This window comes from Bradyrhizobium sp. Arg816 (genome assembly GCF_029989365.1).
GTDB lineage: Bacteria > Pseudomonadota > Alphaproteobacteria > Rhizobiales > Xanthobacteraceae > Bradyrhizobium.
The window spans coordinates 838699-854318 of sequence record NZ_JAPRAQ010000001.1; the positions used below are offsets into that span (position 1 = coordinate 838699).

Annotated in this window: 10 protein-coding genes; 7 read left to right on the top strand and 3 right to left on the bottom strand. The window is 66.0% G+C overall.

Annotation, left to right across the window (positions count from 1 at the left end; translation table 11 throughout):
* The first annotated feature begins 25 nt into the window (after positions 1-25).
* Both OWC48_RS03790 and OWC48_RS03795 read left to right on the top strand, forming a co-directional pair.
* Positions 26-1399, top strand: coding sequence for a cation-efflux pump (locus OWC48_RS03790; protein ID WP_085400612.1), 1374 nt, complete (start codon positions 26-28; stop codon positions 1397-1399).
* 228 nt (positions 1400-1627) lie between these two features.
* Positions 1628-3958, top strand: coding sequence for a PAS domain-containing sensor histidine kinase (locus OWC48_RS03795; RefSeq protein WP_282518736.1), 2331 nt, complete (start codon positions 1628-1630; stop codon positions 3956-3958).
* Between the two features lie 106 nt (positions 3959-4064).
* Here the strand turns inward: OWC48_RS03795 and OWC48_RS03800 are convergent, their stop codons facing one another.
* A complete protein-coding gene (locus OWC48_RS03800; RefSeq protein WP_014496684.1) occupies positions 4065-4958 on the bottom strand; it encodes a LysR family transcriptional regulator in 894 nt (297 codons plus the stop codon).
* A gap of 223 nt (positions 4959-5181) precedes the next feature.
* Here OWC48_RS03800 and OWC48_RS03805 point away from each other — a divergent pair, with 223 nt between their 5' ends.
* From OWC48_RS03805 to OWC48_RS03825, 5 genes are read left to right on the top strand one after another with little or no spacing between them, the layout of a single operon-like run.
* Positions 5182-5670 (top strand): formate dehydrogenase subunit gamma, encoded by a 489-nt coding sequence (locus tag OWC48_RS03805; RefSeq protein WP_282518737.1) that lies wholly within the window; start codon positions 5182-5184, stop codon positions 5668-5670.
* Positions 5667-7223, top strand: coding sequence for an NADH-quinone oxidoreductase subunit NuoF (locus OWC48_RS03810; RefSeq protein WP_282518738.1), 1557 nt, complete (start codon positions 5667-5669; stop codon positions 7221-7223). The genes OWC48_RS03805 and OWC48_RS03810 overlap by 4 nt, the downstream gene beginning before the upstream one ends.
* Before the next feature lie 10 nt (positions 7224-7233).
* Positions 7234-10107 carry a formate dehydrogenase subunit alpha gene (fdhF, locus tag OWC48_RS03815; RefSeq protein ID WP_282518739.1) on the top strand — a complete coding sequence of 958 codons (2874 nt, stop codon included), beginning with the start codon at positions 7234-7236 and terminating at the stop codon, positions 10105-10107.
* 4 nt (positions 10108-10111) lie between these two features.
* Positions 10112-10939: a formate dehydrogenase accessory sulfurtransferase FdhD gene (fdhD, locus tag OWC48_RS03820; protein WP_282518740.1), complete on the top strand. Its 828-nt coding sequence runs from the start codon at positions 10112-10114 to the stop codon at positions 10937-10939.
* Positions 10929-11162, top strand: coding sequence for a formate dehydrogenase subunit delta (locus tag OWC48_RS03825; protein WP_282518741.1), 234 nt, complete (start codon positions 10929-10931; stop codon positions 11160-11162). Before fdhD ends, OWC48_RS03825 begins: the two co-directional genes overlap by 11 nt.
* Here OWC48_RS03825 and OWC48_RS03830 read toward each other — a convergent pair.
* Both OWC48_RS03830 and OWC48_RS03835 read right to left on the bottom strand, forming a co-directional pair.
* Positions 11119-14106 (bottom strand): bifunctional [glutamine synthetase] adenylyltransferase/[glutamine synthetase]-adenylyl-L-tyrosine phosphorylase, encoded by a 2988-nt coding sequence (locus OWC48_RS03830; protein ID WP_282518742.1) that lies wholly within the window; start codon positions 14104-14106, stop codon positions 11119-11121. The two genes, OWC48_RS03825 and OWC48_RS03830, sit on opposite strands and share 44 nt — an antisense overlap.
* The gene (locus OWC48_RS03835; RefSeq protein ID WP_282518743.1) at positions 14103-15557 is read right to left on the bottom strand and encodes an ATP-binding protein; all 1455 of its coding nucleotides are present in this window, start codon (positions 15555-15557) and stop codon (positions 14103-14105) included. Before OWC48_RS03835 ends, OWC48_RS03830 begins: the two co-directional genes overlap by 4 nt.
* Between the last annotated feature and the right edge of the window lie 63 nt (positions 15558-15620).

Sequence of the window (15620 nt, forward strand, 5' to 3'; positions counted from 1 at the left end):
GCCCTAGGCTGCTAAATCCCCGGCCATGAGCGCACAGCACAACAAGACCTCGGTCGCCGCGATCTCGATCTTCGCCAGCGGCGGCATGGCGGCGGCCAAGTTCGCGGTCGGCATCGCGATCGGCTCGCTGGCGCTGATTTCCGAGGCCCTGCATTCTTCGATCGACCTGGTCGCGACCATCATCACCTGGGCGGTGGTGCGGGTGTCCGACAAGCCGGCCGACGAAGAGCACCATTACGGCCACGGCAAGCTGGAGAGCATCTCCGCGCTCGGTGTCACCGCCCTGCTCTACGTGCTCGCCGGGGGCATCCTGGTCGAATCCTACAGCCGCCTGCGCGAGGGAACTCCGCCGCCGACCATCTCGGCCGTACCGTTCGTGGTGCTGGTGATCGACATCGTCGTGAACCTGTGGCGTGCCCGCGCCCTGCACCGCGCCGCACGGGAAACGCGCAGCCAGGCGCTCGCGGCGGACGCGCTGCATTTCGCCTCCGACGTGCTGGGCTCGTTCGCCGTGATCATCGGCCTGATCCTGGCCGCCCTCGGCTTCTGGTGGGGCGACGCCGCGGCCGCCGCCGCCGTCGCCGTGATGATCGCCCTGCTCGGCCTGCGCATGGCCGGCTCGACCGTGCAAACGCTGGTCGATCGCGCCCCCGAGGGCGCGCAGGAGAAGGCCACGGCCGCGATCCTCGGCGTGCCCGGCGTGATCGACGTCGAGCGGCTGCGGCTGCGCATGGTGGGCGCAACCATGTTCATCGACACCATCGCGAAGGTGCCGCGGACCTATCCGATCGACCGCGTCGAGGAAATCAAGCGCAAGGCGCAGGCGGCGGTCGACAAGGCATTCGGCGACGCTGACCTCACCTTCACCGCCGTCCCCGTCGCGCGCGACAACGAGACCGTGCGCGACCGCATCATGGTCATCGCCCACAATTCGGGCCTCGCCATCCACCACGTCACGGTGCACGACCTCGGCGCCAAGCTGATCGTCGGCATCGACCTCGAGGTCGACGCCGGGATGCAGCTCGACGCTGCCCACGACATCGCCAACACGCTGGAGCGCAGCATCCAGGAGGAGTTCGGCGCCGACGTCGAGGTCGACGTCCACATCGAGCCATTGGAACCGGAACTGCCGTTCGGGGTCGATGCCGTGCCGGAACGGGTGCGGGCCATCGCCTCCGCCCTGACGGAATATGCCGCCGGCGGCGAGATCTACGACATCCACAATGTCCGCGTCCGCAACACCGACGCCGGCGAGATCGTCAACTTCCACTGCCGTGCCACGCCCTCGATGAGCGTGATCAAGGTGCATGAGCATGTCGACGCGATCGAGCGCGCCCTCCGCCGCGCGTTCCCGAGCGTGAAGCGCGTGATCAGCCACGCCGAGCCGCCGCGGGCGTGACGCGAAATGTGCGGGGAGTCACACGTTCCCGTTTCGGACTCGCCGCGCACGTAAGTTTGCGGCCGCGCGATGCGCAAACTGCGCGTTGGATAAGAATAAATTCGCGTTAACGATTCGTTGACTCTCGACAGCCTGCGAAAACTGGATTCAAATCGGTCATGATTCGGAAGCGACGTGGGGCTGCTTCCGAACTCAAGTTGCAAGCAGGTTTTCCAGGGGGCAGAAGGCATGTCGCGTGCAGACGCCGCGAACGTGCGCGTCCAATCCGATTCGATCAAGGGATTGGCGCAATCGATCGCGAAACCTGCCTATCATCGGCTCCTGATCGCGGAGCCGGCGCTGCGCCGCGCCGTGCCGACGCTGATCATCGCGTTCCTGGTCACGATCTGTCTCGGCGCGTTCGTGCAGGTCGTCGATCAGACGCGTCAGAAGCGGCAGGTGCTCCGCCACGACATCTCGGCGCTGGCCGACCTGCTCGCCGAGCGGATCGATCGCCTGACCTCCGCGCGGCAGGAGCGGCTCAAGAATATCGAGAACCTGCCGACGCTGCTGCCCGATCTGATCCCGTCCTGGGGCACGGCCTCCGGCCGCCACGTCGTCGTCACCTCGGCCGGCGTCGACCGCCGCATCCTCGCCCGTATTCCGATCGACCGCGACCCCTCAGGCAACGACCGCCTGCTCGATGCGATCACCACGGCGCAACTGGTCGCGGCGCCGCCGCGCGACAACAACGTCGCCGACATGACGCTGCCGAACGGCAACGCCGCGATGGCGACCTCGCGGCAGATCAAGTCGCTGCCGGGCCTCGTCACCGTGATCCAGGAGCGCAACGAGCCGATCTGGGGCTCGGACGCCGCGCTCTCGGTGACGCTGTCAGCGACCACCGGCTTCGTCGTCCTGATCCTCGGCTTCGCCTTCCACTGGCAGTCGACCCGCGCCCGCGAGGGCGACCTCATCAACGACGCCGTGCGCGGCCGCATCGACACCGCGCTCAACCGCGGCCGCTGCGGCCTGTGGGACTGGGATCTGTCGCGCGGCCGGATCTTCTGGTCGCAGTCGATGTTCTCGATGCTCGGCCTCGACGGTCGTAACGAGCTCCTCACCTTCGGCGAGGTCAACGCGCTGGTGAAGTCCGACGACATCGACCTGTTCGAGATCGCCGACCAGCTCATCTCCGGGAAGATCGACCACATCGACCAGACCTTCCGCATGCAGCACGTCGACGGTCACTGGATCTGGCTCCGCGTCCGCTGCGAGAAGACGCACGGGGCGACCGATTCCAGCGTGCACCTGATCGGGATCGCCGTCGACATCACCGAGCAGAAGAGCCTCGCCGAACGCACCGTCGAAGCCGACCTCCGCCTGCGCGACGCCATCGAGACCATTCCGGAGGCCTTCGTGCTGTGGGACGCGGGTGACCGCCTCGTGCTCTGCAACTCGCACTTCCAGCGCCTGCACAAGCTGCCCGACAGCGCCGTCATCCCCGGCACCTCCTACGAGACCGTGCTCGAAGTCGGCCGCATGCCGGAGGTGCGCACCCGCCACAACGAGACCGCCAGCCAGGGACCGGGCGCGCGCACCTTCGAGGCGCAGCTCGACGACGGCAGCTGGCTGCACATCAGCGAGCGCCGCACCAAGGACGGCGGCTACGTCTCGGTCGGCACCGACATCACCCGCATCAAGGAGCACGAGCAGAAGCTGGTCGACAACGATCTGCGCCTGCGCGCCACCGTCATCGACCTGAAGCGCTCCCAGGCCGCCCTCGAGCGCCAGACCAACGAGCTCGCCGACCTCGCCGAGAAGTATCAGCGCGAGAAGACCCGCGCCGAGGAAGCCAACCAGACCAAGTCGAAATTCCTCGCCAATATGAGCCACGAGCTGCGCACGCCGCTCAACGCCATCATCGGCTTCTCCGAGATCATGGGCTCGGGCATGTTCGGCGAGCTCGGCTCGGAGAAGTACCAGGAATACTGCCAGGACATCCTGACCAGCGGCCATTACCTGCTCGAAGTCATCAACGACATCCTCGACATGTCCAAGATCGAAGCAGGCCGCATGAAGCTCGACATGGAAGAGCTCGACCTCGGACAGACGCTCGCGGAGTCCCTCCGTGTCGTCTCCGGCCGCGCGCAAGACAAGCATCTGACGCTCGACGCCGGGATCGAGAAATCGATCTCGGTCGTTGCCGACCGCCGCGCGACCAAGCAGATCATCGTCAACCTGCTTTCCAATGCGGTGAAGTTCACGCCCGACGGCGGACGCATCGTGGTGCGCAGCCGGCAGCTCGACGACAAGATCGTGCTGATGATCGCCGACACCGGCATCGGGATCGCGCCGCATTCGCTGGCACGGCTCGGCCGCCCGTTCGAGCAGGTCGAGAGCCAGCTCACCAAGACCTATCACGGCTCCGGACTTGGACTTGCGATCGCGCGCTCGCTGGCGCAGCTCCACGGCGGCTCGATGCGGCTGCGCTCGAAGATCGACGTGGGCACCGTCGTCCGCGTGACCCTGCCGCGCGATGCGATCAAGGCGGCGTCCGGGATGTCGGCTGCGGCCTAGAGCATCATCGGTTCTGATTGAATCAGAATCGAAACTCTCAATTCCCGCTTTAACGCGTTTTCTTCACGCGAACCGGTATCCACTTCGCTCGAAAACGCTGTTGACCCTACAATTGCAGCGACGGCGCGACCTCGCGCGCAACGTTGACCAGTGCGGCGATCAGCGGCGTCATCGGATCGCGCTGCGGGATCACCATGCCGATGCTGTAATTGACGTCGGGATCGGTGATCGGGATCGAGCGCACCGTATCGGACAGGCCGAGTGTCTCGGCGAGCTTGGCCGGCATCACGCTTGCCCAGCGCCCCGTCTTCACATGCGTGAACAGCACGAGCAGCGAGTTCGAGGTCAGGGTCGGCGTCGCCTCCGCGCCGACCGAGCGGAGCGCGCGGTCGATGATGCGACGGTTCTGCATGTCGGGCGTCAGCAGGCACAGCGGCACCTGCCCGACCTCCTTCCACGTCACCGTCTCGCGATCGCCGAACATTCCGTCCGGCGCGGTCAGCAGGCGATAGCTCTCGTTGTAGAGCGGAATGGTGCGCACCTTGCCGATCGGCTCGTTCTCGATATAGGTCAGCCCCGCATCGACCTCGAGATTTTCGAGCAGCCCCAGCACCTCGGATGAGGTCGTGGACTGGATGCGGAAGCGCACCTCGGGATGCTTGGCGCGGAACGGCGTCGTCAGCTGGGCGACCATGCCGAGCACGGTCGGGATCGCCGCGATGCGGATTTCGCCGGAGAGCTGATGCTTCAGCCCGTTGATCTCGTCACGCATGGCGCGGGCATCGCCCACGATCCGCCGCGCCCAATCCAGCGCCCGCTCGCCCTCGGGGGTAAAACCCTGGAAGCGGGAGCCGCGCTGGACCAGCATCACGCCGAGGATCTCCTCGAGCTGCTTGAGCCCGGTCGACATCGTCGGTTGCGTCACGCCGCAGACTTCTGCCGCGCGTCCGAAATGCCGCTCTTTCGCCAGCGCCAGCAGCAGTTCAAGCTTGTCGATCAACCGGTCGTCCCCTCGGATGCCATCGTGGCATGCAAGCTAGCACGGCAGGTCATTACCAACACGGAAAAACCGGCAAGCGGAACGCGATTAATTGCGTTTCCGTATCGCCCGATTGCGCTTCCGGATCGATCGGAATTCGCAATCGCAGCATGAGACAGCTTTATTGATCTTCGAACGATTCCAAATAGTTTGCGATAAGGGACGCTCAATCTGAGAACAAAGAATGACAGCGGTTTACGAGCCTTCTTACGAGCCTTGGGACGAGAAGCGCGGCGCCGAGATCATCGCCGAAAATGCGAAGCAAGAGGGCGCGACGCTGGTCATCCTGCACGCCCTTCAGGAGGCGTTCGGCTATGTGCCGGAGGCGGCGATTCCCATGGTGGCGCAGGCGCTGAATCTGTCGCGCGCCGAGGTACACGGCGTGTTCACATTCTACCATGATTTCCGCCACAAGCCGGCCGGGCGTCATGTCCTGAAGCTTTGTCGCGCGGAGGCCTGTCAGGCTGCGGGGGGCGATGCTCTCGCTGCGCGCGCCGAGGCGAAGCTTGGCGTGCCCCTCGGTAACACGACCGCCGATGATCGCGTCACGCTGGAGCCGATCTACTGCCTCGGGCTGTGCGCGACCGCACCGTCCGCCATGCTCGACGGCCGCCTCATTGGCCGGCTCGATGAGAAGCGCCTCGATGCACTGGTTGCGGAGGCCCAGCGATGAGCATGCGTCTATTCGTCTCACGCGATGCGGGTGCGGTGGCCGTTGGCGCCGACGAGGTTGCGCTGGCGCTGGAACAGGCTGCGGCCAAGCGCGGCGTTACTGTCGAGATCGTCAGGACCGGCTCGCGCGGCATGTACTGGCTGGAGCCGCTGGTCGAGGTTGCAACGCCGCAGGGCCGGATCGCCTTCGGCCCGGTCACCGAGGCCGATGTGCCCTCCCTGCTCGACGCCCTCGCCAGCAACACGTCGCATCTGTTGCGGCTGGGCGCAACCGAGGAGATCCCCTGGCTGAAGCGCCAGACCCGCCTCACCTTCGCCCGCTGCGGCGTGATCGATCCGCGCTCGCTCGACGACTACCGCGCCCATGGCGGCTACAAGGGCCTCGAGCGCGCGCTGTCGCTCGGCTCGGATGCGATCCTCGCCGAGGTCACCGCATCCGGCCTGCGTGGCCGCGGCGGTGCGGGCTTCCCGACCGGCATCAAGTGGAAGACCGTCGCGCAAGCGAAGGCCGACCGCAAATTCATCGTCTGCAACGCCGACGAGGGCGACAGCGGCACCTTCGCCGACCGCATGATCATGGAAGGTGACCCCTTCCTGGTGATCGAGGGCATGACGACCGCCGGCATCACCGTCGGCGCGACCAAGGGCTACATCTACATCCGCAGCGAATACCCGCACGCAGTCGAAGCGATGAACGCGGCCATCAAGGCAGCCAAGCGTGGCGGCTATCTCGGCGACAAGATCGGCGGCTCGACCTACAGCTTCGATCTCGAAGTGCGGGTCGGCGCCGGCGCTTACGTTTGCGGCGAAGAGACCTCGCTGCTCGAAAGCCTCGAAGGCCGCCGTGGCCTGGTCCGCGCCAAGCCACCGCTGCCCGCGCATCACGGCCTGTTCGGCAAGCCGACCGTCATCAACAACGTGCTGTCATTCGCGGCGATCCCCTTCATCCTCGCCGAGGGCGCCAAGGCTTATGCCGATTTCGGCATGGGCCGTTCGCGCGGCACGATGCCGATCCAGCTCGCCGGCAACATCCGCCATGGCGGCCTGTTCGAGACCGCGTTCGGCGTGACGCTCGGCGAGCTCGTCGACGACGTCGGCGGTGGCACGTTCACGGGCCGTCCGGTCCGCGCGGTGCAGGTCGGCGGCCCGCTCGGCGCCTACTTCCCCCGTGCGCTGTTCGACACCCCGTTCGACTACGAAGCCTTCGCCGCACGCGACGGCCTGATCGGCCATGGCGGCATCGTCGTGTTCGACGACAGCGTCGACATGCGCAACCAGGCGCGCTTCGCCATGGAATTCTGCGCCATCGAATCCTGCGGCAAGTGTACGCCCTGCCGGATCGGCTCGACCCGTGGAGTCGAGACCATCGAGAAGATCATCCGCGGCGAGCGCGTCAGCGAAAATCTCGCGCTCGTCGAAGACCTCTGCAACACCATGAAATTCGGCTCGCTCTGCGCACTCGGCGGCTTCACGCCCTACCCCGTGCTCAGCGCATTGAAGCATTTCCGGGAAGATTTCATCCCGGCCCCGACCACGCTTCAGGCCGCGGAATAGGAGAACGACGATGTCTTTGATCGAAGAAATCGACTACGGCACGCCACGCTCCAAATCGACGACGATGGTGACGCTGACCATCGACGGCAACCAGGTCACGGTGCCCGAGGGCACCTCGATCATGCGGGCCGCGATGGACGCGGGCCACCAGATCCCAAAACTCTGCGCGACCGACATGGTCGACGCGTTCGGCTCCTGCCGCCTCTGCGTCGTCGAGATCGAGGGCCGCGCCGGAACGCCGGCATCCTGCACCACGCCGGTCATGAACGGCCTCGTCGTGCACACCCAGAGCGAACGGCTGAAGAAGCTGCGCAAGGGCGTGATGGAGCTCTACATCTCCGACCATCCGCTCGACTGTCTCACCTGCGGCGCAAACGGCGATTGCGAATTGCAGGACATGGCCGGCGCCGTGGGCCTGCGCGACGTGCGCTACGGCTATGAGGGCGAGAACCACGTCTTCGCGAAATCCCATGGCGAGATCAACGCCGCCTGGATGCCGAAGGACGAGTCCAACCCCTATTTCACCTACGATCCGTCGAAGTGCATCGTCTGCTCGCGCTGCGTCCGCGCCTGCGAGGAGGTGCAAGGCACCTTCGCACTGACCATCTCGGGCCGCGGCTTCGACAGCCGCGTTTCGCCCGGCATGAGCGAGAGCTTCCTCGGCTCCGAATGCGTCTCCTGCGGCGCCTGCGTGCAGGCTTGCCCGACCGCGACGCTGACGGAAAAGTCGGTGATCGAGATCGGCCAGCCCGAGCACTCCGTCGTCACCACCTGCGCCTATTGCGGCGTCGGCTGCGCCTTCAAGGCCGAGATGCGCGGCGAGGAAGTCGTGCGCATGGTGCCGTACAAGGACGGCAAGGCCAATCGCGGCCATTCCTGCGTCAAGGGCCGCTTCGCCTGGGGCTACACCAACCACAAGGAGCGTATCCTCAACCCGATGATCCGCGAGCGGATCGAGGATCCCTGGAAGGAAGTCTCCTGGGATGAGGCGTTCTCCTTTGCAGCCGCCAAGATGCGCGGCATCCAGAAGAAATACGGCCGCGACGCCATCGGCGGCATCACCTCGTCCCGCTGCACCAACGAAGAAACCTATCTGGTGCAGAAGCTGATCCGTGGCGGCTTCGGCAACAACAATGTCGACACCTGCGCCCGCGTCTGCCATTCGCCGACCGGCTACGGCCTGTCGCAGACCTTCGGCACGTCGGCCGGCACGCAGGACTTCGACTCGGTCGAGGACACCGACGTTGCGGTCATCATTGGTGCAAATCCCGCCTCGGCTCACCCGGTGTTCGCTTCGCGCCTGAAGAAGCGGCTGCGCCAGGGCGCCAAGCTGATCGTGATCGATCCGCGCCGGACCGAGATGGTGGAATCGCCGCACGTGAAGGCGTTGCACCTGCCGCTGATGCCCGGCACCAACGTTGCCGTCGTGACCGCGCTGGCGCATGTCATCGTCACCGAGGGCCTCGCCAACGAAGCCTTCGTGCGCGAGCGCTGCGACTGGGCCGAGTTCGAGGAATGGGCCGCCTTCGTCGCCCAGCCGAAACACAGCCCGGAAGCCACCGCGATCCTCACCGGCGTCGATCCGCAGGTGTTGCGTGAAGCCGCGCGCATCTACGCCACCGGCGGCAATGGCGCGATCTATTACGGCCTCGGCGTCACCGAGCACAGCCAGGGCTCGACCACCGTGATCGCAATCGCCAACCTCGCGATGGCGACTGGCAATATCGGCCGTCCCGGCGTCGGCGTGAACCCGCTGCGCGGCCAGAACAACGTGCAGGGTTCCTGCGACATGGGCTCGTTCCCGCACGAGCTGCCGGGCTATCGCCACATCTCGGGAGACGCCGTGCGCGACCAGTTCGAGGCGCTGTGGAACGTCAAGCTCAACCCGGAGCCGGGCCTACGCATTCCCAACATGTTCGACGCCGCGATCGAAGGCACGTTCATGGGCATCTACGTGCAGGGCGAGGACATCCTCCAGTCCGATCCCAACACCAAGCACGTGGTGGCGGCGCTGTCGTCGATGGAATGCGTCATCGTTCACGACCTCTTCCTCAACGAGACCGCAAACTACGCCCATGTCTTCCTGCCCGGCTCGAGCTTCCTCGAGAAGGACGGCACCTTCACCAACGCCGAGCGCCGCATCCAGCGCGTCCGCAAGGTGATGACGCCGAAGAACGGCATGGCCGACTGGGAGGTCACCATCGCCCTCGCCAAGGCCATGGGCTTCGAGATGAACTACAGCCATCCGTCCGAGATCATGGACGAGATCGCGGCACTGACGCCGACGTTTACCGGCGTCTCCTACGCCAAGCTCGACGAGCTCGGCTCGGTGCAATGGCCCTGCAACGAGAAGGCGCCGGAGGGCACCCCGGTGATGCATATCGGCGGCTTTGTCCGCGGCAAGGGCAAGTTCATCGTCACCGAATATGTCGCGACCGACGAGCGCACCGGCCCTCGCTTCCCGCTGCTGCTCACCACGGGCCGCATCCTCAGCCAGTACAATGTCGGCGCGCAGACAAGGCGCACCGAGAACGTGGTCTGGCATGCCGAGGACCGGCTCGAGATTCATCCGCACGACGCGGAACAGCGCGGTGTGCGCGACGGCGACTGGGTGCGGCTCACGAGCCGTGCGGGCGAAACCACGCTGCGCGCGGAGATCACCGACCGCGTCTCACCGGGCGTCGTCTACACCACCTTCCATCACCCGGACACGCAGGCCAACGTCATCACCACCGACTATTCGGACTGGGCCACCAACTGCCCCGAATACAAGGTCACGGCGGTGCAGATCTCGCCGTCGAACGGCCCGTCCGACTGGCAGAAGGCCTATGACGCGCAGGCGCAGCACTCCCGCCGCATCGCGCCGGCCGAGGCCGCGGAGTAACGGCATGCACGTGCCGGTCCAGGCCATCGACCGCGAGATCTGGCGCGACGGTGTCGCGTCCGAAGGCGCGCGGCTGATCCCGGAGGAGACGCCGCTGGCGCTGACCTATAACGGCGGCGCCTATGCCGTCATGATGGGGACGCCGCAGAACCTCGAAGATTTTGCGGTCGGCTTCAGCCTGGACGAAGGCGTCATCAAGTCGGTCGACGACATCAAGTCGCTCGAGGTGGTCCGCCTCGACGACGGCATCGAGCTGCGCATGTGGCTGGCGTCGGAAGATGCCGCGCACATCAGCGAGCGGCGGCGGCACATTGCCGGCCCGACCGGCTGCGGCATTTGCGGCATCGATTCGATTGCCGAGGCCGTGCGGCCCGCGGCCGTCGTCCCGCAGGGACAGACGTTCACGCCCGAGCAAATCATGGCGGCGATGCAGGCCATCGCGCCGCTGCAATCGATCAATCTGCAAACCCGCGCCGTCCACGCCGCCGCGTTCTGGTCGCCTGCCGGCGGCATCATCGCGCTGCGCGAGGACGTCGGCCGGCACAATGCGCTCGACAAGCTGGCCGGTTCGCTGGCGCGCAGCCGCACGGATGCGAGCGGTGGCATGGTGCTGCTGACCAGCCGCGTCTCGGTCGAGATGGTGCAGAAGACCGCCGCGATCGGCGCGCCGGTGATGGTCGCCGTCTCCGCACCGACCGCGCTCGCGGTGCGCACGGCGGAAGCCGCCGGCATCACATTGATTGCCATTGCCCGCCAGGACGGGTTCGAGGTGTTTTCGCATGGCGGCCGGGTTGTCGCCCGCCATGCCACGGAGGTTGCCGATGTCGCCTGACCGCTTGATCTACATGGCCAACCAGATCGGCACGTTCTTCCGCAGCCAGGGCCACGACAAGGCCGTGCCGGGCATCGCCGATCACATCAAGAAGTTCTGGGATCCCCGGATGAAGCGCACGATCTTCGCTCATCTCGACGCGGGCGGCGCAGGCCTGGAGCCGAACGTGCGCGAGGCGCTCACCTCGCTGAAGCAGACGACGTCCCTTCCAGCAGCGCCGTAAATACCCGCCTCACCTCGCTCTGCGTTTCCTTCACGCGCGCCTCCAGCGACGAGAAATCGGGCGCATCGCCGGCGCGCGCCATCACGCGCTGAAGGTCGGTGCCGGCGGTCTCGGGCTTGAAGCGGTCGCTGACGCAGAGCCGCAGGATCTGCGTGAGGTCGTGATAGAGCCGCGCCGCCGCGCGCAGGATCTCCGCCTCCGATTGCGGGAGCACGCCGAGCTTGGCGGCATTGTCCAGAACCTGAAGGGTACTGACGTCGAGAATTTCAGGCTTCTCATGGGCGTGCACGAGCTGGAGATATTGTGCGATGAAGTCGATATCGACCATTCCGCCGGCGGCGTATTTGAGATCCCAATGGTCGCTCTCGCCCTTCTCCTGCGCGATGGCGCGACGCATGTCGGCGACGTCGTTGGCAATGGTCGCCCGATCGCGGCGGCGGGTCAGGACATCGCGGATGATGCGCTCGATCCGCTCACGGAATTGATCCGAGGCCGACACCACGCGGGCGCGGGTCAGGGCCATGTGCTCCCAGGTCCAGGCCTCGTTGGCCTGGTAGTCCGCGAATGAGACGAGGCTCGAGGCCACCGGACCGGCGCGCCCCGACGGGCGCAGCCGCATGTCGATCTCGTAGAGCACACCGTAATTGGTGCGCGTGGTGAAGGCGCTGATCAGGCGCTGGGTGAAGCGCGCGAAGTAGTGGGCACCCTGAAGCGATTTTGGCCCGTCGGAGTCCGGATTGTCGCTGTCGAAATCGTACAGCAGGATCAGGTCGAGATCGGACGATGCCGTCATCTCGCGGCTGCCGAGCCGGCCCATCGCGATGATCGCGGTCTCCTGATCCTTGATACGGCCGTGTTGGGCGGCGAAGCGTTCGGCGACAAGATCGTGCACGGTGTGGACGGTGCCTTCGGCGACATCGGCGAAAGCCGTGCTCGCCTGCTGCGCCGAGACGGTGCCGGAGAGAATGCGCGTGCCGATCAGGAACAGGCTCTCCTGCCCGAACAGGCGGAGACGGTCGAGAAATTCCTCATAGGAGTCGGCGTCGCGCACCGTTGCGGCCAATCGCGCCGACAATTCCTGCTTGTCCGGCATCGCGCCGAAGAATCTGGGATCGATCAGGCCGTCCATGAGCTGCGGCTTCCGCGCCAGCATCTCGCCAAGCCGCGGCGCCGCGCCCAGCACCAGCGCCACAAGGGCTACGAGATCGCGGTTCTGGCCGAGCAGCGTGATCAGCCGGCCGCCAAGCTGGAGTGCCTGGAGAAACTGATCGAACGCCACGACGGCGCGATCCGGCTCCTCGGCACGCGCGAGGCCGTCGATCAGGGCCGGCACGAACTCGACGAAAGCGCTTCGCGTCTGGTCGTTGCGGAACACGCGGTAATCGCCGGTGATCCAGTCGCGTATGGTCTGCGCGAGTGCGGCCGGCTTCTTGAAGCCGAGCGTCGTCAAATATTGCAGCAGGCGCGGATCGTCAGGACCTGCGCGATAGTCGAGCGCCGGCAGTTTTGCCGTGCCGGTCGGGTCATCGCCCTCGAACAGTTTTTCGTAGTGTCCCTGCACGATCTGGAGCTGCCGCAACAGGTCGCGCGCAAAGGCTTCGCGATCCGGATAGCCGAAGAAGCGCGCAAAGCGCTCGACCGCCTCCTTGTCTTCCGGCAGCGCATGGGTCTGCTCGTCGGCGATCATCTGGAGGCGGTGCTCGACGCGGCGCAGGAATTCATACGCAATGGTCAACTCGTCACGCGCGGCAGAGGTGATCCAGTTGCTGGAGGCAAGGATATCGAGTGCAGCGAGCGTCGGCCGCACCCGCAACTCCGGATGGCGACCGCCGGCGATCAGCTGCTGCGTCTGCGCGAAAAACTCGATCTCGCGAATGCCGCCGCGGCCGACCTTGACGTTGTGACCCTCGACCGCGATCTCGCTCTGGCCGCGATAGGTCTGCATCTGCCGCTTCATGTCGTGGACGTCGGCAAGCGCGGCGAAGTCGAGATGCTTGCGCCAGACGAAGGGCGCGATTTCGGCGAGCAGCGCCTCGCCCGCTTTGGGATCGCCAGCGCAGGCACGCGCCTTGATCATCGCGGCACGCTCCCAGGTGCGCCCTTCCCGCTCGTAATAGTTCAGCGCGGCGTCTCGCGAGATCGCCACTTGCGTCGAGGACGGATCGGGACGCAGGCGCAGGTCGACGCGGAAGACGTAGCCGTCATAGGTACGCTGCTGGAGAATGCGCGCCATGCCCTGCGTCACCCGGACGAAGAACGGCTGCGGCTCGATGTCGGGCGCCAGCGTCGTGGCATCAGGATCGAAGAACACGATGAGGTCGATGTCGCTGGAATAGTTCAGCTCGCCCGCCCCCATCTTGCCCATCGCGAGCACGATCAGGCCGCAGCCTTCTTCCGGAGCTTCGAGATTGGGCGGCAGTATCTTTCCACGTGCGGCTTCCTGCCGCAGCTGATACTGGAGCGCCGCCTGCACCGAGGATACCGCGACATCGGTCAGCGCAGCCGTCACCCGCATCACCGGCCAGACGCCACCGATATCGCACAGCGCGGTGAGAAGTGCTGCTTCCGCCTTCATCCTGCGAAGCCGCCGCATCACCTCGGCTTCGTCGGTCGCCGCGAGCACCGCGTCCCTCGCCTCCGCGATGAGCGTGGCCAGATGCGCGTCCGGATCGCATTCGAGCAGCCGGATCAGGCGCGGCGCGTCGGCGCGCACGAGATCAAACAGATAGGGCGAGAATTCGGAGATGCCGGCCAAAATATCCCACGCGAAGGGATGGACCAGCAGGGCGTCGAGACGGGCTGATTGAGCCGGCTCAAGCTCGGCCAGCCAGTTTTCAAGACGTCGTTCATCAGTTGTGGAAGCGGCAATATGGGGAGCCTCCGCGAAGCGCGCGGCGAGGCCCTCTCCATGCTTGTCCGCGTTTCCCGGCGCGGAGTGGTTCATGCCACCTTCTGTGGCACATCCTGCATTGGCGGAGCAACCCTGTCGCCGGCACGCGCCGGGAGCACCAGCGTGGCGACGAGGCCGGGCTGGGCATCACCCAGCCGCAATTCTCCGCCATGCAATGTCGCAACCGCGGCGGCAAGGCTGAGACCGAGGCCGGAGCCCGGCAGCGTGCGGCTGGCTTCAAGCCGCACGAATCGCTCGACGACATGCTTGCGGTCGGCTTCGGGGATACCAGGGCCGCGATCGGTGACGCTGAGCAGCACCTGGTCGCCCTCACGCTTCGCCTCGATGATGATCTGCCTCGAGTCCATGCTGACCACGGTTCCACCGGTCTGCGCGACCGGCTTGCCGTACTTGATCGCATTCTCGACCAGATTGGCGAGCGCCTGGCTGATCAGCTCGCGGTTGCCGTGAACCGGCGTCGGATCGGCCTTGACCTTCAAGGTCATGCCGTCGTCCTCGGCGAGCGGCTCGTAGAGCTCGTGGATGCCGCCCGCGACCTCGGCGGCGTCGAAATCATCCATGTTGCCGCGCGCCTGTCCGGACTCGGCCCGCGCGATCATCAGCAATGCGTTGAAGGTGCGGATCAGCCCGTCGGATTCCTCGATGGTCCGCTCCAGCGCGGCACGGTAATCGGCCTCGCAGCCCGATTTCGCCAGCGCCTCCTCGGCGCGGTTGCGCAGACGCGTCAGCGGCGTCTTGAGGTCATGGGCGATGTTGTCGGAGACTTCCTTCAGCCCCGCCATCAGCGCCTCGATCCGCTCCAGCATGGCGTTGAGATTTTCCGCGAGGCGATCGAGCTCGTCGCCGCTGCGCCCCACGGGCAGGCGCCCGCTGAGATCGCCGGTCATGATGCGCTGGGCGGTGCCGGTCATCGCGTCGATGCGCCTCAACACCCTGCGCGCGACGAAGATGCCGCCGCCGAGGCCGAGCACGACGACAATGAGGACCGACCATTGCGCCGCCTTGGCGACGATGCCGAACAGGCGCCGCCGCTCGGCGAGGTCGCGGCCGATCAACAGCCGGAAGCCGTTTTCCAGTTCGGTGACGCGCACCAGCGCGCGATGGTCGCGGTCGTCCGCGTCCTCGATGCGCCGGTAGGCGGTCTCCGACCAGCCGCGCGTCGCCATCACGCCCGGCGCCAGCGAGCCGACATTGCCGGCAATCGCCTGCCCGGTCGGGGTCGTCACGAGATAGAGGTTGGCGCCCGGCCGCAGCGCCCGGTACTCGATCGCGAGCACGAGGCCGCGCAAGCCGCGGCGGCCGTAGATCTCGTTGATCTCCGAGGTCTCGGCATTGACCGTCTGCGTGATCTCCTCGGTGATCAGCCGCCGCGTGTTCCAGGCGAAATAGCCGAGCAGCGAGGCCGCGAACATCGCGAACAGCAGCAGATAGACCAGCGTCAGCCGGAATGCCGTGGTGCGGACGAGTTTACCGAATGCCGTCACGGATCATGTAACCAATCTGAGTGTATCGCGGAGTATCGCTGAGCATCGTCTACCGCCAGATTT